At 71.4% G+C, this 22,286-nt stretch carries 22 protein-coding genes; 16 read left to right on the top strand and 6 right to left on the bottom strand.

All coding sequences use genetic code 11. The features are described from left to right. The 3 genes from ABZY31_RS18090 to ABZY31_RS18080 all read left to right on the top strand — a co-directional run. Positions 1 to 348, top strand: a 348-nt coding sequence (locus ABZY31_RS18090) for a DUF3459 domain-containing protein (RefSeq protein ID WP_356411247.1), incomplete at its 5' end; no start/stop codon positions are given. A gap of 25 nt (positions 349 to 373) precedes the next feature. Then, entirely contained in the window at positions 374 to 1,402 is a 1,029-nt protein-coding gene (locus tag ABZY31_RS18085) for a LacI family DNA-binding transcriptional regulator (protein WP_356411244.1), read from the top strand. Positions 1,403 to 1,509: 107 nt separating this feature from the next. Further along, entirely contained in the window at positions 1,510 to 2,439 is a 930-nt protein-coding gene (locus tag ABZY31_RS18080) for a phosphatase PAP2 family protein (protein WP_356411242.1), read from the top strand. 29 nt (positions 2,440 to 2,468) lie between these two features. Here the strand turns inward: ABZY31_RS18080 and ABZY31_RS18075 are convergent, their stop codons facing one another. Continuing rightward, complete coding sequence (locus tag ABZY31_RS18075) at positions 2,469 to 3,170, bottom strand: methyltransferase domain-containing protein (RefSeq protein ID WP_356411239.1); 702 nt, start codon at positions 3,168 to 3,170, stop codon at positions 2,469 to 2,471. Positions 3,171 to 3,357: 187 nt separating this feature from the next. On the opposite strand from ABZY31_RS18075, the gene ABZY31_RS18070 reads away from it, so the two are divergent. Beyond that, complete coding sequence (locus ABZY31_RS18070) at positions 3,358 to 4,095, top strand: PP2C family serine/threonine-protein phosphatase (protein ID WP_356411268.1); 738 nt, start codon at positions 3,358 to 3,360, stop codon at positions 4,093 to 4,095. A 378-nt stretch (positions 4,096 to 4,473) separates the two neighbouring features. On the opposite strand, the gene ABZY31_RS18065 is transcribed toward ABZY31_RS18070, so the two are convergent. Beyond that, positions 4,474 to 7,464 (bottom strand): bifunctional [glutamine synthetase] adenylyltransferase/[glutamine synthetase]-adenylyl-L-tyrosine phosphorylase, encoded by a 2,991-nt coding sequence (locus ABZY31_RS18065; protein ID WP_356411236.1) that lies wholly within the window; start codon positions 7,462 to 7,464, stop codon positions 4,474 to 4,476. 1,369 nt (positions 7,465 to 8,833) lie between these two features. Between ABZY31_RS18065 and ABZY31_RS18060 the strand changes: the two genes are divergently transcribed. Continuing rightward, positions 8,834 to 10,936 carry a PIG-L family deacetylase gene (locus tag ABZY31_RS18060; RefSeq protein ID WP_356411233.1) on the top strand — a complete coding sequence of 701 codons (2,103 nt, stop codon included), beginning with the start codon at positions 8,834 to 8,836 and terminating at the stop codon, positions 10,934 to 10,936. Positions 10,937 to 11,070: 134 nt separating this feature from the next. After that, on the top strand, positions 11,071 to 12,003 hold the full coding sequence (locus tag ABZY31_RS18055) for a hypothetical protein (RefSeq protein WP_356411230.1): 933 nt from the start codon (positions 11,071 to 11,073) through the stop codon (positions 12,001 to 12,003). Positions 12,004 to 12,083: 80 nt separating this feature from the next. On the opposite strand, the gene ABZY31_RS18050 is transcribed toward ABZY31_RS18055, so the two are convergent. Both ABZY31_RS18050 and ABZY31_RS18045 read right to left on the bottom strand, forming a co-directional pair. Then, entirely contained in the window at positions 12,084 to 12,191 is a 108-nt protein-coding gene (locus tag ABZY31_RS18050; protein ID WP_356411227.1) for a glutamine synthetase, read from the bottom strand. Between the two features lie 257 nt (positions 12,192 to 12,448). Next, entirely contained in the window at positions 12,449 to 13,378 is a 930-nt protein-coding gene (locus ABZY31_RS18045; protein ID WP_356411225.1) for a restriction endonuclease, read from the bottom strand. Between the two features lie 256 nt (positions 13,379 to 13,634). Here ABZY31_RS18045 and ABZY31_RS18040 point away from each other — a divergent pair, with 256 nt between their 5' ends. From ABZY31_RS18040 to ABZY31_RS18030, 3 genes are all read left to right on the top strand, one after another. Further along, entirely contained in the window at positions 13,635 to 14,219 is a 585-nt protein-coding gene (locus tag ABZY31_RS18040; RefSeq protein WP_356411222.1) for a hypothetical protein, read from the top strand. 821 nt (positions 14,220 to 15,040) lie between these two features. After that, the gene (locus ABZY31_RS18035; RefSeq protein ID WP_356411219.1) at positions 15,041 to 15,580 is read left to right on the top strand and encodes a winged helix-turn-helix domain-containing protein; all 540 of its coding nucleotides are present in this window, start codon (positions 15,041 to 15,043) and stop codon (positions 15,578 to 15,580) included. Then, positions 15,577 to 16,113: a transposase gene (locus ABZY31_RS18030; RefSeq protein WP_356411265.1), complete on the top strand. Its 537-nt coding sequence runs from the start codon at positions 15,577 to 15,579 to the stop codon at positions 16,111 to 16,113. Before ABZY31_RS18035 ends, ABZY31_RS18030 begins: the two co-directional genes overlap by 4 nt. Positions 16,114 to 17,074: 961 nt before the next feature. On the opposite strand, the gene ABZY31_RS18025 is transcribed toward ABZY31_RS18030, so the two are convergent. Beyond that, a complete protein-coding gene (locus ABZY31_RS18025; protein WP_356411216.1) occupies positions 17,075 to 17,899 on the bottom strand; it encodes a hypothetical protein in 825 nt (274 codons plus the stop codon). Between the two features lies 1 nt (position 17,900). Then, positions 17,901 to 18,746 carry a sigma-70 region 4 domain-containing protein gene (locus ABZY31_RS18020; protein ID WP_356411213.1) on the bottom strand — a complete coding sequence of 282 codons (846 nt, stop codon included), beginning with the start codon at positions 18,744 to 18,746 and terminating at the stop codon, positions 17,901 to 17,903. 416 nt (positions 18,747 to 19,162) lie between these two features. Here ABZY31_RS18020 and ABZY31_RS18015 point away from each other — a divergent pair, with 416 nt between their 5' ends. The 7 genes from ABZY31_RS18015 (at position 19,163) to ABZY31_RS17985 (ending at position 22,213) form a co-directional block, all read left to right on the top strand. Further along, positions 19,163 to 19,633 (top strand): transcriptional regulator, encoded by a 471-nt coding sequence (locus ABZY31_RS18015; protein WP_356411210.1) that lies wholly within the window; start codon positions 19,163 to 19,165, stop codon positions 19,631 to 19,633. 29 nt (positions 19,634 to 19,662) lie between these two features. Beyond that, positions 19,663 to 20,106, top strand: coding sequence for a protein kilB (locus tag ABZY31_RS18010; protein WP_356411207.1), 444 nt, complete (start codon positions 19,663 to 19,665; stop codon positions 20,104 to 20,106). 92 nt (positions 20,107 to 20,198) lie between these two features. Next, positions 20,199 to 20,465 carry a DUF6284 family protein gene (locus ABZY31_RS18005; protein ID WP_356411204.1) on the top strand — a complete coding sequence of 89 codons (267 nt, stop codon included), beginning with the start codon at positions 20,199 to 20,201 and terminating at the stop codon, positions 20,463 to 20,465. Beyond that, positions 20,462 to 21,307, top strand: coding sequence for a DUF2637 domain-containing protein (locus ABZY31_RS18000; protein WP_356411201.1), 846 nt, complete (start codon positions 20,462 to 20,464; stop codon positions 21,305 to 21,307). The genes ABZY31_RS18005 and ABZY31_RS18000 overlap by 4 nt, the downstream gene beginning before the upstream one ends. Positions 21,308 to 21,359: 52 nt before the next feature. Beyond that, the gene (locus ABZY31_RS17995; protein ID WP_356411198.1) at positions 21,360 to 21,623 is read left to right on the top strand and encodes a hypothetical protein; all 264 of its coding nucleotides are present in this window, start codon (positions 21,360 to 21,362) and stop codon (positions 21,621 to 21,623) included. Next, positions 21,616 to 21,990 (top strand): DUF6251 family protein, encoded by a 375-nt coding sequence (locus ABZY31_RS17990; RefSeq protein ID WP_356411195.1) that lies wholly within the window; start codon positions 21,616 to 21,618, stop codon positions 21,988 to 21,990. The genes ABZY31_RS17995 and ABZY31_RS17990 overlap by 8 nt, the downstream gene beginning before the upstream one ends. 31 nt (positions 21,991 to 22,021) lie before the next feature. After that, complete coding sequence (locus ABZY31_RS17985) at positions 22,022 to 22,213, top strand: hypothetical protein (RefSeq protein WP_356411192.1); 192 nt, start codon at positions 22,022 to 22,024, stop codon at positions 22,211 to 22,213. The last annotated feature ends 73 nt before the right edge of the window (positions 22,214 to 22,286 follow it).

The following is a 22,286-nucleotide window of genomic DNA, read 5'->3' as shown; positions in this document are numbered from 1 at the left end:
GGCGGGAGCTGGCTGCCGCAGCCGGCGGAGTGGGCGGGGCTGAGCGTGGCCGCCCAGACCGGCGATCCGCACTCCACCCTGGAGCTGTACCGGGCGGCCATCGAGCTGCGCCGGGCGATGCCGGGGCTGGGGGCGCCGGAGCCGGGCGGGACCGGGATGCGGTGGCTGGAGGGGCCGCAGGGGGTGCTCGTCTTCGCCCGCCCGGACTTCGTCTGCACGCTCAACACCCGGTCGGCGCCGGTCGCGCTGCCGGCGCCCGGCAGGCCCGTCCTGTCCAGCTCTCCGGTGGAGACGGACGGGCGCGAGGTCGTGCTGCCGCCGGCCACGTGCACGTGGTGGGCAATGTGACGTGCGACCGGTACAGTCCATTTCCATGACCGCACGGCTTGCCGACATCGCAGCTCAGGCGGGGGTCAGCGAAGCCACGGTCAGCCGGGTCCTCAACGGCAAGCCAGGTGTGGCCGCGGGCACCCGCGAATCGGTGCTGGCCGCGCTCGACGTGCTCGGTTACGAGCGCCCCGTGCGGCTGCGCCAGCGCAGCGCCGGCCTCGTCGGGCTGATAACGCCCGAGCTGGACAATCCCATCTTTCCCGCGCTCGCGCAGGTCATCGGGCAGGCCCTCACCCGGCAGGGGTACACGCCGGTGCTGGCCACCCAGACCCCCGGCGGATCCACCGAGGACGAGCTGACCGAGATGCTCGTGGACCGCGGGGTCTCCGGCATCATCTTCGTCTCCGGTCTGCACGCGGACACCACGGCCGACATGGGGCGCTACGACCAACTCCGCGGCCAGGGCGTTCCGTACGTCCTGATCAACGGGTTCTCCGACAAGGTGCAGGCTCCCTTCGTCTCCCCCGACGACCGGGCCGCGATGCAGCTCGCGGTGACCCACCTGACGGCGCTCGGCCACACCCGGATCGGGCTGGCGGTGGGGCCCAAGCGGTTCGTGCCCGTGCTCCGCAAGATCGAGGGCTTCCGGCTGGGCATGCGCGAGCGCCTCGGGCTGGACGACGCCGCGATCGAGGAGCTGGTCCAGCACTCCCTGTACACGCTGGAGGGCGGCCAGGCCGCGGCCACCGCGCTCATCGCCCGCGGCTGCACGGCCATCGTGTGCGCGAGCGACATGATGGCGCTCGGCGCCGTACGGGCGGCCCGCCAGCAGGGGCTGCGGGTGCCGCAGGACGTCTCGGTGGTCGGCTTCGACGACTCCCCGCTCATAGCCTTCACCGACCCGCCGCTGACCACCATCCGCCAGCCAGTCCAGGCGATGGGGCAGGCCGCCGTGCGGACCCTGCTGGAGGAGATCGGCGGGACCCCCGCACCGCACAGCGAGTTCGTCTTCCTCCCCGAGCTGGTGGTGCGCGGGTCCACGGCCTCCGGCCGTCCCGCCGAACGCCCCTGACCTGCCGCTTCTTCCCGCGCGATCCTCCGCAGGTCTGATGCCCGCGCGGGCAGGACCGTCCGGGGGGATGATCGGAGCAGGCGCGCCATCTGACAGACTCTTTCCCCATGGGTGAAGTGAGTGTGAAGGCACTGGATACCAGGACGGACATCTCGTCACCCGCCGTGCCCGAGGACGGGAGCCCCCGGGACCGCCGGGGACCGGCCGGGTCCGCCGGCGGGCTGCTGGGGCGGCTGCGGGCGCCGCGGCGGCCGCGGATCTGGTTCGAGGTCCTGCTGCTCGCGATCAGCTACTGGACGTACTCGCTGATCCGCAACTCGGTCCCCGAGGAGAAGGCGGCCGCCCTCGCGAACGCCGACTGGATCTGGCGCGTGGAGCACACCCTCGGCATCGCCGTGGAGCGCAGCGTCAACCACGCCGTCGACTCGGTGACGTGGCTGATCGTGGGCATGAACTATTACTACGCCACCTTGCACTTCATCGTGACGATCGCCGTCCTGGTGTGGATCTACCGGTTCCATCCGGGGCGGTACGCGGCCGCCCGCCTGGTCCTCTTCGCCACCACCGGCGTGGCCTTGGTCGGCTACTACCTGTTCCCGCTGGCGCCGCCCCGGCTGATGAACGGCACCGCCTTCATCGACACCGTGCTCAAGCACCACACCTGGGGCTCCATGGCCTCCGGGGACCTCAAGCACATGTCGAACCAGTACGCGGCGATGCCCTCGATGCACATCGGGTGGTCGCTCTGGTGCGGGCTGACCGTCTTCGCCGTCGCGTCCGCGCCGTGGGCCCGGATCCTGGGCCTGCTGTACCCCACCGCGACCCTCGTCGTGATCGTGGCCACCGCCAACCACTTCTGGCTCGACGCGGCGGGCGGAGCGCTGTGCCTGGCCTTCGGGTACACCGTCTCCCGCGCCTGGTACGGGGCCCTGCCCCACCGGCTGCCGCGCCACCCGCTGCACACGGGTCCGCACCCGGCGTCGGCGGCGCTGCTGCGCCGCGTCGACCGGTTCCGCCGGGTGCGCTCGGGCGCCTGAGCGCGGCCGGGCTCTTCCCGGCGGCTCGGTCAGCGTCCGGCGACGAACCACCGGGCCGGAAGTTCGACGGGCGATCCGTCGGCCCGTACCTCGCTCATCACGAGCGCGGTGGAGCCCTGCTCCAGGATCCGCAGCCCGGCTCCGCGCAGCAGCTCCGCGACCTCGCCGTCGGCCACCCGGCCCGGGCGCAGGTCGTGCTCCCGTACCCGCAGCAGCTTCGGGGTCGGACCCACGGTGCGCATCACCGCCTCGGCCTCGTCGGTGGGCTCCAGCACCAGCGCCCGCCCCCTGTCCCCGAGGAGGGCGGCGACCGTGGCGGCGACGGCGGGGCGGTCCTCGGGGTCGCTCTGGTGCAGGACGGCCCGCAGGTAGACGTGGGCGTCGCCGAGGCGTGCGTGCAGCGCGCGGGCGCCCGGCCCGTCGGTCAGGTCGAGCTGCTCGTACGAGGCCACCCCGGCCGGGTCGGCGCGGCGGGCGTGGGCCACGGCGGCCGCGGCGAGGTCCACGCCGACGGCGGCGGCGAAGCGGGTGGCGAGGAAGCGGGTCTGGGTGCCGTTGCCGCAGCCGAGGTCGGCGATGGGGAGCGCGGGATCGGCGTGCGGCTCCAGGAGCGCGATGTCCCGCCCGGCCGTGACGGCGGCCCCGGCGTCCCAGAAGGGCTCGCCCTCGGCTCCCGAGCTCTGCTCCCAGTAGCCGTCCCAGGCCGTGCGGTAGCGGTCGGACAGTGCCATGCGGTTCTCCTCGGGCGGCGGGGTGGGGCGGGGCTCGGTCGCGCCGGGCGGTGCGCCTGCCCCCTACCCGTGGAGCGCCCCGGGGACTCCCCGTTCCCCCGGTCGGCCGAGCTGGCCCCGGCGCCGTGGCGCGCCACAATGGAGGAAGGACGCGTCGGCCGTTGCGGAGAGGCGGGACGTCGTGGCGATGTACATGGCCGTGACCGCCCTGAGCCATGTCGGGCTGGTCCGCGATCAGAACGAGGACAGCCTCGTGGTGGGGCCGTGGACGCTGTGCGGGACCACGACCCGCAGCCCGCAGACCCTCCTGTTCCCCGTCGGCAGACCCCTCGTGGTGGCGGTGGCCGACGGGCTCGGCGGGCACCCGGCGGGCGAGATCGCCAGCGAGCTGGTCGTGCGCCAGCTCGCCCTGCTCGGCCCGTCCCTGGACGGCGCCCGGGCCGTCGAGGACGCGCTGAACGTCTGCAACCGCGCGGTGCACTCGGCCACCGCGGGCCGTCCGGAGCTGACCGCGATGGGGACGACCGTCGCCGGGGCCCTCGTCACGGACCGGTCGCTGCTGTCGTTCAACGTCGGCGACAGCAAGGTGTTCCGCGCGGCGCCGGACGGGCTGCGGCAGGTCAGCGTGGACGACAGGCCGCCGCCGCTGCCGGGGCGCCGGGCGGGGTCGGCCGTGACGCAGACGATCGGCGGCAGCCGCGCGCCCCACGTCCTGACCCCGCACGTGGCGTCCTTCCCGCTGTCCCCGGGCGATCGATACCTGGTGTGCAGCGACGGGCTGACCGACCCCGTGCCGCAGGAGACCATCGGCGAGGTGCTCCGGGTGCGGGACGACGGCGAAGCCGCGTTCGCCCTCTGGAAAGCCGCCATCCACGCCGGTGCCCCGGACAACATCACCCTGGCCCTGATCCGCATCGGATCCTGACCCCGCAGTCGCCTCCCCGGTCCTGCCCGGCCCCGCCCATTCAGCCTCACTGGCGTGTGCACGCCCCCATCCAGCCTCGCCCGCGTAGACAGCGCCACCCATCCAGCCCGTCGGCGTACGCGGCCCGCCAAAACCAGCCCCGCCGGCGTTTGAGGCGCCACCCCTCCAGCCCCGCCGGCGTTTGAGGCGCCGCCGGAGGCACCACCGGCGGGCGGCCGGGGTCCGACGTCGGCTCTCCGCCGGATCGCCCTCCGGGGGCGCCTCAAACGCCGGCGAGGCTGAAAATGGCCAGATGCGCTTGGCCGGGGGATGTGACCCCGGGCCGAAGAGTCAGAGCCCTGGCTCCCGGGGCCCCCGGGGCCGGAACAAGGCCCCGGGTCAGGCGGAGCCGTAGAAGAGTTCGTCGACCACCGCACGGGCACGACGGGTGATCCGGCGGTAGTCGTCGAGCATCTCCCCCACCCGCCCCGGCGGGTACCCGAGGTAGCGCCCCACCGCCGCCAGCTCCCGCGCGTCGGCGGGGAACGTGTCCCCGGCCCGCCCCCGCACCAGCATCACCGCGTTGCGGACCCGCGTCGCCAGGACCCACGCCTCGTCCAGCGTCTGGGCCTCCTCGGTCGGGATCAGCCCGGCCGCGTGCGCCGCGGCGAGCGCCTCCCGGGTGCGCGTGGTCCGCAGCCCCGGCTCCGCCCACGCGTGCCGCATCTGCATCAGCTGGACCGTCCACTCGACGTCGCTGAGCCCGCCGCGGCCCAGTTTCGTGTGCAGGGTCGGGTCGGCGCCGCGCGGCATCCGTTCCGATTCCATCCGTGCCTTGAGCCGCCGGATCTCGCGGACCGCGTCCTCGCCGAGCCCTTCGACGGGGTAGCGCAAGGGGTCGATCAGATCGATGAAGCGGGCGCCGAGCTCCGGGTCCCCCGCGACCGGCTCGGCCCGCAGCAGCGCCTGGCTCTCCCAGGTCAGGGCCCAGCGCCGGTAGTAGGCGGCGTAGGAGGGCAGGGTCCGTACGAGCGGCCCGGACCGTCCCTCGGGCCGCAGGTCGGCGTCGATGAGCAGCGGCGGGTCGGCGGTGGGCAGCTGGAGCAGTCGGCGCATCTCGGAGACGACGGCCTGCGCGGCCTTGGCGGCTTCCTGTTCGTCGACGCCCGCGCGGGGTTCGTGGACGAAGAGGACGTCGGCGTCGGAGCCGTAGCCCAGTTCGTGGCCGCCGAAGCGGCCGACGCCGATGACCGCGAACCGGGTGGGCAGCGTGTCGCCCCACTGGGCGCGGACGGCGGCGCGCAGGGCGCCCGCGATGGTGGCGGCGGTCAGGTCGGAGACGGCGTTGCCGACCCGGTCGACGAGGGCGCCGGGGTCCTCCTCGGCCGGGCTTTCCTCCGTACCGTAGGAGCCGATGATGTCGGCCGCGGTGGTGCGGAAGAGTTCGCGCCGGCGCACGCCGCGGGCCGCGGCGACCCCGGCTTCGGGCCGGTCGGCGCGGTTGACGGCGGCCAGCACCTCCTGGGTGAGCGCCTCCTGCGTACGGGGTTCCAGGCCCCCGGTGTCGCCGAGCAGGGCCACCGCTTCGGGGGCCCGCATCAGCAGGTCGGGGGCGAGCCGCCCGGCGGACAGGACGCGGGCGAGGTTCTCGGCGGCGGCGCCCTCGTCCCGCAGCAGCCGCAGGTACCAGGGGGTCTTGCCGAGGGCGTCGGACACCTTGCGGAAGCCGAGCAGCCCGGCGTCGGGGTCGGCGGAGTCCGCGAACCAGCCCAGCAGCACGGGCAGCAGCGTCCGCTGGATGGCGGCCTTGCGGCTGACCCCGGAGGAGAGGGCCTCCAGGTGGCGCAGGGCGGCGACCGGGTCGGCGTACCCGAGGGCTTCGAGGCGCTGTCCGGCGGCGCGCGGGGAGAGCCGGGTCTCGCCGGGGGCGAGCTGGGCGACGGCGTCCAGGAGCGGCCGGTAGAAGAGCTTCTCGTGCAGGCGGCGGACGACGGAGGCGTGGCGGCGCCAGGCCTTGTGGAGTTCGGCGACGGGTTCGGTGCGCAGGCCCATGGAGCGGCCCAGGCGCCGCAGGTCGGCCTCGTCCTCGGGGACGAGGTGGGTGCGGCGCAGCCGGTAGAGCTGGATGCGGTGTTCCATGGCGCGCAGGAAGCGGTACGCGTCCCCGAGCTGGGCGGCGTCGGTGCGGCCGACGTAGCCGCCGGCGGCGAGGGCCTGGAGGGCGTCGAGGGTGGTGCCGGAGTGCAGGGTGGCGTCGCTGCGGCCGTGCACGAGCTGGAGGAGCTGGACGGCGAACTCGACGTCGCGCAGGCCGCCGGGGCCGAGTTTCAGTTCGCGCTCGACCTGGGCGGCGGGGATGTTGTCGACGACGCGGCGGCGCATCTTCTGGACGTCGGCGACGAAGTTGTCGCGTTCGGCGGCCTGCCAGACGAGGGGCGTTATGGCGTCGATGTACTGCGCCCCGAGGTCGGGGTCCCCGGCGACGGCGCGGGCCTTCAGGAGCGCCTGGAACTCCCACGTCTTGGCCCAGCGCTGGTAGTAGGCGAGGTGGGAGGCGAGGGTGCGCACCAGCGGACCGTTCCTGCCCTCGGGGCGGAGGTTCGCGTCGACGGGCCAGATGGTGCCTTCGACGGTGGTCTCGGAGCAGATCCGCATGAGGTGGGAGGCGAGCCGGGTGGCGGCCTGGACGGCCTTGCCCTCGTCGGCTCCGGGGGCGGTGTCGCCGACGAAAATGACGTCGACGTCGGAGACGTAGTTCAGCTCGTGGCCGCCGCACTTGCCCATGGCGATGACGGCGAGCCGGCACTGGGCGGCGTCGTCGGGGGCGGCGGCGGTCGCGATGCGCAGGGCGGCGCGGAGGGTGGCGGTGGCGAGGTCGGCGAGTTCCGCGGCGGCCTGGGCGACGTCGGTGGTGCCGCAGACGTCCCGGGCGGCGATGGAGAGCAGGCAGCGGCGGTAGGAGACCCGCAGGGCGACGGGGTCGGCGGCGTCCGCGAGGCCGCGCTCGAACTCGGCGAGGCCGGGGTGCAGGTCGGCGGACTCGTAGGTGACCAGGGCGCGCCAGTCGTGGGGGTGGCGGGCGAGGTGGTCGGCGAGCGCCTCGGAGGCGCCGAGCACGCCGAGCAGGCGGTCCCGCAGGGGTTTGGCGCTGACGAGGGTGTCGAGGAGCAGGGGCAGATCGTCGGGCGACTGCGCCTCGGCGAGCCGGACGAGGCCGAGCAGGGCGAGGTCGGGGTCGGCGGTCGCGCCGAGGGCGTCGAGGAGCACGGGGTCGCTGTGCACGGCGGCCAGGGCGGGCGCGTCGAGCAGCCGCCCGGCGGTCGAGGGGTCGGTGAATCCGGCGCGCACCAGCCGGATGAAGGTACTGCTCCTGCGTCCGGGAACCGTCATCCCGCCGCCTCCCGCTCCTGCCACGACGCAGAGTCTGCCCTGGCTCTGCCTCGGTCGACCTTATCCGGATCGCGGGCGCGGCTCACCGATGTGTGGGGGGCGCCGGGTGGGTGGGGCGGGAGGTCCGGGGGTGGCCGCGGTCGGGGGTGCGCGCGGTCGGGCTCGGGTGGGCGGGGTGGCTGGCGCCCGGTGGGCGGGGCCCGGTGCCGTGCCGAGCCGCTCGGAGCGGGGCGACGGCGTGCGACTGCCGCGCGGACCCGGCGGTGGTGGGGAGGCCGGTGCGGGCTCCGGTCGCAGGCCGGCCGCCCGGCGCCTGGGCAACGGCCTGCGACCGTGGCCCGCAGCGCTGGCGCCGGCGCCGATGCAGGTGCCGGTGCGGGCGCCCGTACCGCGCCGAGACGTTTGGCACCCGGGCGAGGACATGCAGCCCGGCCGGACGCCGGCACCGCATGCGGGGGCCGCCGCGGCCACGGGCGGCCCGTTGCGGCCCGGGCCCCGGGGGGCACCGCCCGCAGCCTCCCGCACGGCACGGCTCCGCGGCCCGTGATGCCGGGTCCCTCTCGGGCCGCCGGATCGCCGCCTTCGGCGCGCTCCCGCCGAGCGGCCGGCGCAGCCTCACGTACGCCCGTACGCCCGTACGCCTCACCACCCCGCGCACGCCCCCAGGCGCCCCGCGAAGCGGCGGAGTTCGGCCACGAACGGGGCGCCGAGCGCACCGGAGTCGGCGGATCCGGTGACCGCCCCGGCCCCGGCAGCGCGTCCGGCCGCGGGGACGTGTCCGACATCACAGACCCGGGACGGGATGCGCGGCTTCGGCGCGGGGAGCGCCACCAGGTGCCCTGCGGACCGGCGTTCGGTCGGCGGCGAGCCGGGGTCGGATGCCGGAGCGGGGCGTACGCGGGGGCGTACGGCGCCGACGTACGCGGGGTCGCGCTCCGGCGCTCCGGTCGGCCGGAACCCGGTCGGCCCGGCGCCGCGACCAGCGGGAACCCGACCGGCCCCGCGATCCGGGCCGTTGCGGGGGCCGCCCGCACCACCGCACCCGGCCCCGCACCCCGCCCCCATGACGGACGCCCGCGGCGGATCGCCCGCGCCCCCACCACCGCCCACCCCGCGGACGCCACCGGCGTGACGCTGACCACGCACCAAACCGGTCAATTCACCACGACTGGGGCGCTTGAGCCCACACGCGCCGCGTCCACATTCTGATCATTTTCCGCCCCCGCCCAGCCACGGGGCACAATCAAAACCGGTCACGACCGGAAGCAGTGGAGTCATCGGTGAAATCGGTGAACCAAGTTCGCCGCATTGACCTCTATCTGACTACACGGCGGTTCTTCCGCACCCGAACGACCCCAAGGCGTGACCCATGCCTGTTTCTCGCCGCATACGCCTGGCGACCCTGCTCACCGCGCTCACCGCCGGTGCCACCGGCGTGTTCGCGGTCGCCTACGGCGAGGACCTCACCGCCGGAGGGGGCACCGGCTCCGGCGCACCCGGCGCGGCCCGGCAGGCCGCGGTCGCCCCGCCGAGCACCACCGGCGGATCGGTGCTGCAGATCGTCGCCCACCCCGATGACGACCTCTACTTCATGAACCCGGATCTGAGCCGCTCGCTGCTCTCCGGACGCAAGGTCACCACCGCGTACCTCACCTCGGGCGAGGCCGACGGCAAGAACGAGGCGGTCGGGGCGTCCTTCAACGACCCGTCCCAGCCCGCCGACCGGGCCCGCTACGCCGAGGCCCGGCAGAACGGCATCCGCTCCGCCTACGCCCAGATGGCCACCGGCGACCGCACCAGCACCTGGAAGCGCTCGGTCGTCCCGACCGCCGGGGGCGGCTGGGCCGAGCAGGACGTCCTGGTCGCCAAGCCGCAGATCAACCTCGTCTGGATGCAGCTGACCGAGGCCCGCAACGTCAACGACGAGCGCCCCGAGAGCCTGCGCGGCCTGTGGAACGGCGAAGCCGCCGCCCTGCCTTCGCTGCTGACCTCCGGCACGCCGGTGAAGCAGACCTTCAGCTACACCAAAGAGCAGACGATACAGGCGATAACGGGCATTTTGGAGCAGTACCAGCCGACGACGATACGGATGCAGGATCCGACGCCGGGCCGGTACGCCAACGGGAAGATAACCGACCACCAGGACCACATGTACGGCGCCCGCTTCGTCCACGCGGCCACCGAGCGCTACGCCGAGGTCACCGCCCGGCCGCACTTCTCGGTGCAGAACTACCTCGGCTACGGCAACAGCGTCCTGCCCCACTCCCTCGACCCCGAGACGGTCGAGGCGAAGGTCTCCTACCTCAAGACGTACGCGTGGCTGGACCGCACCGACTACTGCGGCAGCCCGTACGGCTGCGGCGACCGCAAGGTCGCCCCCCGCATCACCGGCCACAACTGGGCGCAGAGCATCCGCTACTCGCGCGGCGAGGAGACCTCCTGGCTGACCGAGGGCGTGAGCGGGCGCTTCTGGGCCTTCTCGGTCCTGGACGGCCGCATGGCGTACTGGACCCGCAGCGGCGCGGAGGCCCAGTGGGCGGGCCCGGAGCTGCTGCCCGGTTCCGGCATGGACCAGGGCGCGACGACCGTCCGGCTCCCGGACGGCCGGGTCGCGGTGTTCGGCACCCGCACCACCGCGGGCACCCGCCCGCAGGACTACCGGCGCGAGGTCGTGTACGCCGTCCAGGGAGCCCCCGACGGCCCGTTGGGCCCGTGGCAGGTGCTGGGCACCCCCGAGGTCTCCGACGAGGCCGGCACCTCGGACATCGGCGGCCCCGCGGTCGTGGTCGCCCCCGACGGCCGCCTCGGCGTGTACGTCCGTGACGCGCAGCACACCCTGCGCGCCCGCGAGCAGCAGACCCCGGGCGGCGGCTTCGGGCCGTGGCAGAAGCTCGGCGGCGCGGACCTCCAGGGCGATCCGGTCGCGGTGACCGACGCCGCCGGACGCCACCACGTGTACGCCGCCACCTCCAAGTCGGTCCTGGCCTGGACCCGGCCGTCCGTGGACGGCCCCCTCCAGGGACCCGCGGCGACCGGCCTGCCGCCCACCACCGGTCCCGTGTCGGCGATCGCCGAGGGCGAGGGCGTACGGCTGTACTTCCGCCGGCCCGACTCGGGCACCGTGCGCAGCGTGCTGATCACGGCGGGCGGGGCGAAGCCGGTCGTCTCGTCCGTGGTGGAGGTGGGCGGGCGCGCCGGGTACGGCGCGGTGAGCGTCGCGGGCCGGCTGCTGACGGGACGCGCCGACACCGGCACCATCAGCACCACCGGTCTCGGCGCGGAGCCCGTCTGGACGGAGTCCCAGATGCTGTACGCCGGCGCCCCGGCCAGCATCCTGGACGCGGCGGGGGCCACCACCACGGCGGTCCTGGGCCTGGACGCGGACCTGCACGTCACGACCACCCTGCCGGACATCGCCGACCTGAGCCGCGTCTCGCGCACCGTCTGGCGCCCGGCGGTCACGCGCCCCTGAGACCGTTTCCTCCCGGAACGTCTTGCCACGCCCCGAACCGTCAGGCAAAGATCAGCGGGTCCGCATCACGATCTGACACGCGACGCCGCGCCATGACGCTCCGTCATGAGGGCGCCGCACGGGGGGAACACAGGATGAAGACGGCGAAGACACGCATACCCGGGGGCGGGCGCGGGCGCGGCCTGCTGCGCACGGCAGCCCTGCTGGCCATGGTCCTCCCGGCGGCCGCCGGACTGCTCGGCGGCGGCGCCGTCGCGCACGCCGCGCCGGTCGGGAACAGCTCGTTCGTGTGGGTCGGCGACCCGGGCGCGGGCGGCGACGACCAGTCCCGCTCCTACGACTCGATGAGCGGCGACGTCTTCGGCGCGACCGCCGCCGCCGACCACGGCTCGGTCTCGGTGAGCATCAACCGGCCGGGCGACCCGTGGACCGTCGACCTGGCCGCGCCCGCGGGCCAGGAGCTGGCCGTGGGCTCGTACGCGGACGCGGTCCGCTTCCCGGAGACGGGCGAACGTCCCGCCGTACCGAGCATGCTCGTCAACGGCTACCGCGGCGGCTGCGCCACCCTCACCGGCAGCTTCACCATCACCAAGCTGGAGTGGGGCGCGGGCCGGACGCTGAAGTCGCTGGTCGCGGAGTACCGCGAGGACTGCGACGACCGCAACGTCCTGTTCGGCCAACTGGAGATCACGCCGACGCCCGTCCCGGCCGCCCTCGTCCTCGGCCTGACCATCGCGGCCGACGGCCGGGCCACCGGCCCGACCGATCGCGCCACCGTGCACGGTACGGCGACGTGCTCCAAGCCCGTCACGATGTACCTCAGCGGCACCGCGGTCCAGCAGCTCAAGCACACCACGACCAGCGGCATCGTGGGCGCCGTCGAGATCGTGTGCACCCCGGGCCGGCCGGTCCCGTGGACGGCCCGGGCCTGGACCCTCGGGGACACCCCCGTCCCCTTCGTCAAGGGCCGGGTCACCCTCGACCTGACGGCCCGCGCCCAGGACCCGGACGGCGCCCGCATCGTCTCGGCAACCAAGACCGGACTGGTCACCCTGCGCACCCCCTGACGCCCCGGCCCCACCCACGCACACGCGAACGGGCCCGCCCCCCATACCGGGGGCGGGCCCGTCCCACGTACACCTGCGCGCTACAGCACCGGCATCATCTTGCGCAGCTCGAAGGCCGTGACCTCGGAGCGGTACTCCTCCCACTCCTGCTTCTTGTTGCGCAGGAAGTCATGTCGCGTCCGGCCCACCAGGCACTCTCTCCGGAATCCCTGGCGTGACCGGCCCCCAGGGGGCCGTCATTGGTCGTCGCCAGTGACCCCCGGCCACCCTCCGACGGCCCAGAGACGGCCCACCGCCGTACCGACCGCGCCCCTCCGACCTGTCGGCATACGGCTCCGGAGGCCCCGTGCGTCTGACACGTTTCAGCAGGTCAGCGTCTTACAGATTCCGACCGATCCTTCGCCGGTCCACGAATAGGCCGCGGACCGGCGATCTGAGGGAGCGCTTACGGGATGAGGCCCGGTTCGGTGCTGCTGTAGCTCTTGCCGTCGGGCCAGATCACGGCGCATCCCTGGCTCTGGGCAAGGTCGAGCAGGTCCTTGCGGGGCTGGGAGGGCAGGAGAATGGCGCGGGCGGAGTGGTCCACGAACCTGCTGTAGTCCGCGAGCTGGCCGATGGCCATGCGGACGTTCTCGCGGGTGACACTGCCCTTGGCCTCCACGAGGAGCCCGAGCTGCTTGGAGTACAGGTCGGTGAACAGGGGGCGGCTCTCGCCCGGGGGGAGCATCCTGTGCCGGCAGGACTCGTGGCCCTTGTCGGTGAGGTAGTCGGCGAAGGCCTTGACCAGCTTGGCTTCCCGGCGCTCCGCCTCGTAGGTCTCACCGTTGGGATTGACGAACGACTTCTCGGTCTCATTGCGCTCCAGCGGGAGCTCGTCCACCTTGCTCGGGTCGTCGCTGAGGAGACGCCCCAGCTTGGTGGCGGGGTTCTTCGGCTCGGTGTCGACCGGCTTGAGACGGAAGATGATGACCTTGCGGAGCGGGCCATCATTGGTCTCGGGCGCGTCAGCCTCGTACCAGGGGTCCTCCTGGTCGACGACGAACTCGCCGCGGTAGGTGACGGTCCCGCGGGCTCCCTGGAACACGCGCAGTGCGCGGCCTTCGGCGTGGTGGTTGAGGATGCTGGCGTTACCGGAGAGCATGCGCTGGTCTCCGTACTGACCTTCTCCGCTGTAGTGGAAGCGGCCGTCCGGCATCCAGTCGTCGTAGTAGCCGTGCTTCTCGCCGGCGACGGGGTCGGTGAAGACGAACACGTTGGGGGTCTTCGCGGAGGGGCCGATGCCGCCCTGCGTCCGTCCTCCGAAGATGCTGTGCAGCTCCTGGCGCTTGATCGTGTCGCCGGGCTTGAGCGTCCACTGTGCGGCAGACGTAGCCATCTCGTTCACGAGCCTCCTTCGACAAGGCACCCCTCGATGGGAGTGGATGTCGAGGATGACACGTCAGAATCGGATGCCGAAATCCTTTATCCGATCCGGGCATTGCTGCTTGCATGCGTGGATCGTAGCCCCTGCCGTGAGGGCATGTTCATCCCGCGCCCCGTGTGCGCCCTTGCGCAACGTCCTCTTCCAGCTGACGGTTTGGGGAAGTTGTTGCTCGGCGCATCGGCGCTACCTGGGGGAAGGGTGGTACGGCGTGGGTTCGTTGACACCGTGGGCACGCAAGACCTTCGGAGACTTGGCGGAGTCGGTATCCGAGATCATCCCGACTTGCCTCGTGCGTGCTCACGACCGCGCACGCAGCGGCCACCAGGGGGTCCACACGCAGACCCTTGAGGCCTACGGTCATGGCCTCTATGCAGTGCAGTACGAAGAGCTGGCGGCCGGCCTGGCGCCCCTGCCAGGGGCTGCCGCGGTGCGCCTCCAAGCGCGGACCGTGATGATCGTTTCGGGTCACGTGATCTATCCCATTTGCTACGCCAAGCGGGACGCGCCGGTGACCTCGGCACGCCTCAAGAAGAACGTCGGTCTTCGTGCTGAACTCATCAGGCGTCACGGCCCCGAGCCGCTCCAGCAAGAGTTAGATCTCGGCTTCGAACTCGACGAACCAGAGCCCCACCCCTCCCTCGCCCAGCTACCGCCAGATGTCGGCCTCGTTCTGGTTGCGTACGCCTGCTCCATGGACCGCGGCGTCATGAGGATCGAGTGGGGATCTGCCGAACTCCGCCGGGAGGACCGATACCTCATCTGGCACCACCACGAGACGCTGCTGAGCTCATAGCCGCGACAAGGGACATGAGCTTGGGAATCACCGATCTTGGGCGTGGCGTTTGCCGTCTGACCAGTGGGATCAGAAGGCGGGGCGAATATTGCGGCCCCCCATGCAGTCCGCCGTTGACCGTGGTTCTCTGCTCTATCTGGCACGCGTCTGGCACGCTCAGGCCTGAGCGATGGAAGCGGCTTTGGGCTGACAGAGGGGGCTTGTGGCATCCCGTCGTGTGCATCGCCGTCATGGCGATCCCTCTCGTCCTTCACCAGCATCGTTGACCGCAGGCGGTAGTTGCAAGGCGTCCTTGGATCTCGCGAACAGCTCCAGATACGCGGTGACCTTGTCTGCTCCCGGCGGAAGATCCTGGATTGCGCGCTCCGCACGTCGCTGTAGAGCGAGCAGTCTCCTGTGCTGCTCCCTGCGTATCTCCATCTCGGCACGCTCCAGTTCCTGGGCTGACTTCTGCCTCCTCCAGGTCCGGAATTCTGAGGCCGCTGGAAGGGCCGCAGCAGTAAAGATGAGCACCAGACACACCAGCCACCAAGGTGTGCCAGTAAGGAAGGCGCCGAGGCCTCCACCGCTGCTGATGGTGGCTGAGGGCAAGGACGGTCGCATGGACATACCTCTCCGAGCCCACGTGGGCTCTGTGGCTAGCTCACGAAGGAGGAGGGCTGCTGTTTTTGGGCATGCAAAAGGCCCGAGCCATGGCTCGGGCCTAAGAGTCCAGAGGTCAGTTAGAGGCGGGGCGGTGGGCGCCTGAGTGGGCTGTTACTGAGGATTTCGGGTTGTCGTCGGGTAGTGACGATTCGTGATCCCTGCGGTATGCCGGTGAGGTGAGGTATCCAGAGGGTGGGGGCCTGACCGCTGAGCGTCGGGCGTTTCGTGAGGGGATCCGGCTTCAGGCCGGCGTGCGGTTCGCGGCGGGTGAGAAGACCGCGGTGATCGCGAAGGATCTGCGGGTGAGTGTGCGCTCGGTGGAACGCTGGCGCCGTGCCTGGCGCGAAGGCGGCATGGAGGCCCTGCGCTCGAGGGGCCCGGCGAACTCCCCGACCGTCACCGACACCCAGTTCGCCGTACTCGAGGAGGAACTCGGTAAGGGCCCCTCGGCGCACGGCTTCGAGGATGAACGCTGGACTTTGGTCCGCGTTCAGACGGTGATCCGCCGCCGGCTGCGGGTGAGCCTGTCGGTGGCGACGGTGTGGCGGCTGCTGAAACGGCACGGCTGGTCCTGGCAGGCACCCGCCCGCAGAGCCCTCGAGCGTGACGAGCACGCGGTCGAACTGTGGAAGAAGGAGGTGTGGCCACGGGTAAAAGCCTCGCGGCGGCGTCCGGGGCCTGGATCGTCTTCGAGGACGAAGCCGGCTTCTCGATGACTCCGCCGCGTGCCCGCACCTGGGGTCGGCGCGGACACACCCCCGTCATCCGCGTCCGCGGCAGGTCCCGCCGACGGACCTCGGTCGCCGCCCTGTGCTGCTACAAACCCGGCGAGAAGAGCCGCCTCATCCACCGGCCCCGCCAGCATCTCCTCCTCAAGGGCGCCCGCAAGAGTTTCTCCTGGCAGGACTACCGCGACCTGCTGGTGAGGGCCCACATTCAACTCGGCGGCCCCATCGTGGTGCTCTGGGACAATCTCAACACCCACCTGGCCGCCGGACTGAAACGCTACGAAGCCGAGCACGACTGGCTCACCACCATTCGCCTCCCGGCATACGCGCCAGACCTTAACCCCGTCGAGGCCCTCTGGTCCCTCGTGCGCAGAGCCACGGCCAACACCGCCTTCGCAACCCCCGACGACCTCGACCGCACACTCCGCCGCGAGTTACGCAGAATCCAGCTCCGCCCCCACCTGATCGACGGCTGCCTCAACGCCACCAACCTGACCCTCACCCCACCGACCCCAACCTAAAAACCTCAGTAGCTACGCGTCGCCACCACGCCGCTCCACGGGCAATGGCGGCGCTTGGCCGGGGATGAGCTCGTCCGTCCACTCGTCCCGTACCGCTCCCGGCAGTTCGTGCAGGTTGTACCGGACGTTGCCGCGTCCTCGTCCGTACGTGGTGATCCGGCCCTCGCTGGCCCAGCGCCGAATGGTGCTCTCAGGTCGGCCCGTGTAACAGGCAGCGAGGTCGGCAGGGAGGAGGATTGCGTTCGACGGCGGTTCCACTACTCCCCCTCGAAATCTCTGGCAGAACCTGAGGCGAGCGGCTAAGGGCATGCACGTGACGCAGTATCAAGAAAGTTACGCTCGCGCAGGTCAAGACGTCAAGTCCCACGCGTTTAACGCTCAATGGCCGGAACGCAAAAAGCCCTCTTCGAGAGAAGAGAGCATATGAAGGCACGCCAGGGCTGGCCTCAGGTTCTCATGGGATGCACTCCGCAGCAACCTGCACCAGTGCCCGCACTCATCACTCACCCCAACTCCCATCCCGTCTGCCGTCGGCCCATGACATGTAGAGCGGGCGCGGTGCCGGGCGTCCAGGTGGAGCGACCAACTGGACGAACGACCTGGACGCCCGGTGCCGTGTCTGCTCGGCTTGTCCTGGGTCGACGGCAGACGGGATGGGAGTTCCCCGCCTCAACCCACTACGGCCGGCACCCGCCTACGGCGCCCCTCCATCCCGGAGTCGGAGCGCCCCCGCCGGAGGCATGTCGGTGAGGGGAGGGAATCCGCGGGCGTCAGGGTTCAGCTCATGCCCTTGGGCCTATCCCGCCGTAGGGGCGCGCGTCGGCGGCGGCAGCGCCGAGCGGGCCGCAGGCAGGAGCGCGGGCGCAGCCAGAGCCGGGAAGCGCGCCCGGCGGAGCGGAGCGCAGCCGGGTGCCTTGATGTAGCAGGGAAACTCTCACCAAAGTGCGAACCCTGACGGCTTTCAAGACCAAACAACCGCATCAGGCTGGCAGAACGCCACTGCGGCATCGTCGCCCGCCTTGTATCGCGGCCAGCGGCGCCCATGGGGATCGGTGGCTTCTACCTCGCGCACCTTGCTGATTAGCGCTGCGGGGCCATCGTTCCGCAGTTGCGTGAACACATCAGCCCAAGAGGCCATTTGGTACTCGGTAACGAGCCGCGAGACGCCATCCGAGACCACGGCGGCGGAACGAACCTCACTCGCATCCGCGATCCCCGTGAGGGCGTGGTAGGCCGCGTCTGGCGCCGCAGAAGCTACCCAGTAACCCTCGGGCGTGTTCCTGATCTCGCGTTGCGCCGCTACGAGCCGCGCCACGCTCGCACGGTGCTCAGGGGTCCCTGTCTCGTACCGCTCAGTCTCGGCCCGCAAATCTTGGCAGACCTCGTCTACCCGAAGATCAGTCAGCGTGGTGAAGCCGGTGGGGCCTTCGAGCACAATCGGCGAATCTGCCAGAACCAGGTGATCGAATTGGTCCAGCCGTTCACGGAGGATGGCCACGGTTGCCGACGGTGTGCCCGGGTTCTTGAGGTCACAGTTCGGATGGAGGGCGGCGACGCGCTCCAAAGCCGTTGCCAGTGCGTCGGGCAGCGCAGTGCCACTGTCCGCAAGGGCAGCAACGATGTGCCCGCCTAGCTGGGCGACGTACCAAGGCACGCCGTGGACGCATCCGGTGTCCAGACCCGCCGTACTGAGTCCGTCAAGGACCACGGCGAATCCCGGAGTGCCGGCCACCCAGTCCTCATTGGGGGACGTGCCACCGGCCTGGGTCGCAACGCTGACGTGCATGTCATCCCTCGTGTCGGTAGAGCGGCGTGACCCGCTTGCTCTCCAGGACTTCCAGGGTCTTGGGGTCATAGCGGCAGGAGATCAAGGTGGAGAACCGTCGAGTTCGGACCTCCTTATACAGCTCGGGGAGGTGGTTCTCCAGGAAGTGCACAACGCCGTTAGCGCCAATGGCGTGGATACCCGCGGCGTAGAGGAACGTCCCTCGGCCGTCGAGGCGCGGCAGGCGGGCGAGGTACCCGAAGTCAGCCGCTGAGCCGTCCTCGTCCATGGGCGACCGGAAGCGCTCCTCGGTCTTGAGGTCAACCAGGTGCCAAGCGCTGTCCTTCTCGAACCGCAGGAAGTCGTCACCCTCCAGCACCTGGGCGATGATCGGCGAGAGCCGGGGGCCGCAGACGACGACGTGGTTGTCCCGGTTCAGGTTGACCATGCCGCTCGGAGGGATCACCTCGTACCGCGCATCGAGCTTGAGCGAGGCCAGGAGCTTCCTCAGCCGGTCGAAGTTTCCGAGGTCTTCTCGCGCGACCACTTCGCCGGGGTTCTCGTCGGGGGACTTTCCCGCCTCGTACTTGCCACCGAGCGAGATGGTCATGAGGTCGGTGCCGAAGAAAGCGCGCTCGGGCGGCGGGCCCTGTGAGGCCAACTGACCTACCCGGCCTCGGCTGACTCCCAGAAGCGCCGCAATCTCCGACTGGGACATGCCCGACGCCGCCGCTTCCTCGATGGCCTCCCGCCGGATGCGTGAAAGCTCGACCACGCGTCCCTGGTAGTCGGCCAGGAGGTCGATCGCCGCCTTAGCGCGCTCCACAGGCACTTCTACCTGCGCAACTCGCTGCATTTCTTCGTGCATCTCCAGCCTCCGCGCTTAGGGGGTCTAGCAACCATACCGCGAGGGGGGCTTGACGACCACGGCGGGAGTGCCTACCTTGGCTATCAGGTCAGCGCATAGACCCCCTAGGCAGTCAACTGCATGGGGGCCTAACATGCCGTTGAGCTGGCACTTTGCACGGACTGGCAAGAACCGCTCAGCCGGAAGAAACGAGAAGGCGACCTCGGTCGCGCGCCGACGGGCTGGAGTGGCTGCTCCTTGAGAACTCAACAGTGGACCTGAATTTCAGAGTTCAGCCTCCCTGCCTCGGCAGGGCCGGTTGCCTCCTCTGCCCGTCCAGCGCCTTTGGCGTCGTACGGGTGGGGTTGAGGGGAGCCGGGGCCGGTTCGTCCGGCCGGTTTCACCGTCATCTTCGATCGCTCTCGTCTGGAGTCTTCGTGCACGCTGCATCGTTCGCCGCTGTTTTCGCTGCCCTGTACGTCGCTCACAGCGTGGGTGACCACTGGGTGCAGTCCTCCTGCCAGGCCGCCGACAAGGGCAAGCCCGGCTGGACCGGCCGTCTGGCCGACACCCGCCACGTGGCGGGCCTGACCGTCACCAAGCTGGTGGTCCTGCTGCCGGTCGCGTTACTGCTCGACCTGCGCCTGACGGCGGCTGGCCTGCTGGCCGGTCTGAGCGTGGACGCGGTCACCCACTGGTGGGCGGACCGCCGCACCACGCTCGCGTGGCTGGCCAAGGTCACCGGCAAAGCCGAGTTCTACAGCCTCGGCACCCCGGGGCATCCGGCCCACCCGGTCACCTCCGCCGGCACTCCGGCGGCGCACCTGGGGACCGGCGCCTACGCCCTCGACCAGTCCTTCCACCACGTGTGGCTGCTGGTCGCGGCACTGATCATCGCCACCGTCTGACCTGTCACTCATCTGCGAGGAGATCCGATATGTGGGCAAGCCTGATAGCCGTGTTCGGGACGTTACTGGGGTCCGCGACATCGTTCGTGCTCCAGCAGCGCACCGTCCGTGTGGAGCGGACCGAAGCCCGCTCGCACGAGGGGCGCCGGGAGCGGCTGGCCGCCGTGACCGCCCTGGTCGCGGCGCTGGCGGATCACCGCCGTGCGATGTGGCTGCGGGAGGATCTGCGGTTGGCCGGTGCCGCGGACGCGTACGAGGCCGCCCGCGCCGACAGCCACACCACGCGTTCAGCGCTGACCGCGCCGCTGGTGACCCTGGAGCTGCTGGCTCCCGAACTCGCGGAGCAGGCCAAAGCCGCCGCCACCGCCGTCTACGCCCTGCGCGGCGCCCCCGACCACGCGTCTCTAACCGCGCTGCGGTCCTCCGCGATCGACGCGGCTGACGCCCTCGTGCGCCAGGCCGCCAGCACCTGACCCTTCCGTTTCACCCCTGAACCTGTGCAGCCCCCGGCGCTCGAACGCCGGGGGCTGCTGAGTCCCGTTCCTCTCTCGAAGGAGCAAGACCCATGAAGCCCATCGTTGCACTTCACGACGTTGTTACCCCGTGGTCGGACGGCATGGAGCCGTCGGATGCGGAGCTGGACGCGATCGAGTGGGAGCTGCCGCTGATCCTGGCGGACGTCGAACTCCTGGACGCGGAGATCATCGTGCTGGACCGGGCGCCGTCCGAGCTGGACGAGCGCCGGATCCGCCGGGCCCGCCGCAAGGTCCTCGCCATCCGGCGGCAGCTGACCAACCAGGCCATCGCCCATGTGCCTGGCGGTGCGGCATGAACCGCAACGCCAAGGTGGCCCTTGTCCTGGCGCTGGTGGTCGTGGTCGCGATGGCGTTCCGGGTCTCCTGGAACGCGCTGCGTGACATCGCGAAGGCCATCGGCGCTGACGATGTGGCGGCGACCCTCTATCCGTTCGTGGTCGACGGCCTCATGGCCCTCGCCCTCGTCGCGGCCCTGGTCCTGACCAACGAAGCCCGCAAGTTCGCCTTGCGGGTCCTCGCCGGATACACCCTCGCCTCTCTGGTCCTGAACTACGTCCACGGCCTGTTGCCCGAACTCCACGGCGAGTCGATCGGCTGGAGTCGACTGGCGGACGGGAACCTGACGAACTGGACGCTCGTGCTGCTCGCGACGTCGCTTCCGGTCGGGTCGATCTACTTCGGGTCCGATCTCGTCGCCAAGGTTCTCCATCACCGGCCCACGATCGAGCCGACTCCCGTCGAATCGGTGCAGATCGATGTAAATCGGTCTACCTCTGACCGGGGCGAACCCCTGGTTGAGGACGTCGACCCGATCCGCGCGCTGGAGCCGGGGCCGGTCGAGGCAGTCGAGGCGGTGGCCGATCCGGTCGAGGCCCGACCGTTGGTCGCCGCTGCCGACGCACCGCGTCAGCGTCGGGCGACCGGTCGGGTCCCCGGCGCCGCCCGATCGACCCGCCCGGTGCGCACCCCGGAGGAACTCCTCTCCGAGGCGCGGAGCATCACCGAGGCGTGGCCGGTCGAGGAGCTGACCGGTGAGGCCCTGCGCAAGGCGCTGCGGACGTCCCCGGCCAAGGCCCGGGTCCTGCGCGAAACCCTGCGCGCCGAACGGCAGAACAACGCGGCCCCGGCGATCGCCTGATGGCCCTGCACGGCATGCCCATCCCCTGTGACCTTCCTCAAGGAGATCCGCAATGACCAGCCTCACCGTGTGGCCCACCGGCGTCCTCGCCCGCTACCTCACCAAGGCCGCCGAGATCCTCTCCGACCCCGAAGCCACCGTCGACGTCCGCAAGAACCGCAGCTACGGCGACAGCTGGGACTGCCGGGGCTGCGGCCGCGGATCCAGCAGCGGCGACACCGACGCCATCCACCGGGGCGCGCAGGAACACGCCGAGACCTGCCGCGCGGTCCCGCGCCCCTACTACCTGACCGGCAAGGAGCGCTCCGGTGAATAACCTCCCCGAACCCTCCCGGGTCGTGCAGCTCCCGGACGGGACCTACGTCTACGCCGACACCGCCCCCGTGCCCGCCCCGTTCCAGGGTGCTCAGGTCGTGCACCAGCACATCCACCAGGCCCCGCCCGATCGCACCGTGCAGCGCATCGCCCTCGGGTCCGGGGTCGGCGCTGGGGCGGTGGCGGCCGGGGTGTACTTCGGGCCGCTCCTCGTCGGGGTGCTGACCGCGATCGCCGCGAACATCGCGCTGCTCGCCTTCCTCGCGCTGATCCTCGCGTGGGGTGTCCACACCGTCGTGAAGTCCATCGGCGGGGACGCCGGCACCGCGGCCATGAAGAACGTACGCAAGGCCCGCCACCGCCGCTGACCTCGAACTTTCCTCCCGAACGGAGCCTGACATGGCCTTCAAGGCAGGTGACAAGGTGCTGATCATTTCCTGTGCGGATGACCCCCGCGCAACCGGCAGGACAGGGCGGATCGTGGACGACCTGCCCCCCGGACCGCTGACGGACGGCCGGTGGACGGTCAACCGGATCAGTCCGCTGATCGCCCCCGTCCTTTGCCACACACACGAACTGCGGGCCGCCTGACAGCTGCCTGTCCGCCCCCGGGGAGGTCATGTCCGGGGGCGGGCGGGGAGCCGGACAGACCGGCCCCGGAAGT

This window comes from Streptomyces sp. NPDC006529 (genome assembly GCF_040611795.1).
In the GTDB taxonomy this organism is placed as follows: domain Bacteria; phylum Actinomycetota; class Actinomycetes; order Streptomycetales; family Streptomycetaceae; genus Streptomyces.
This window is presented reverse-complemented; position numbering and strand designations above follow the sequence as displayed.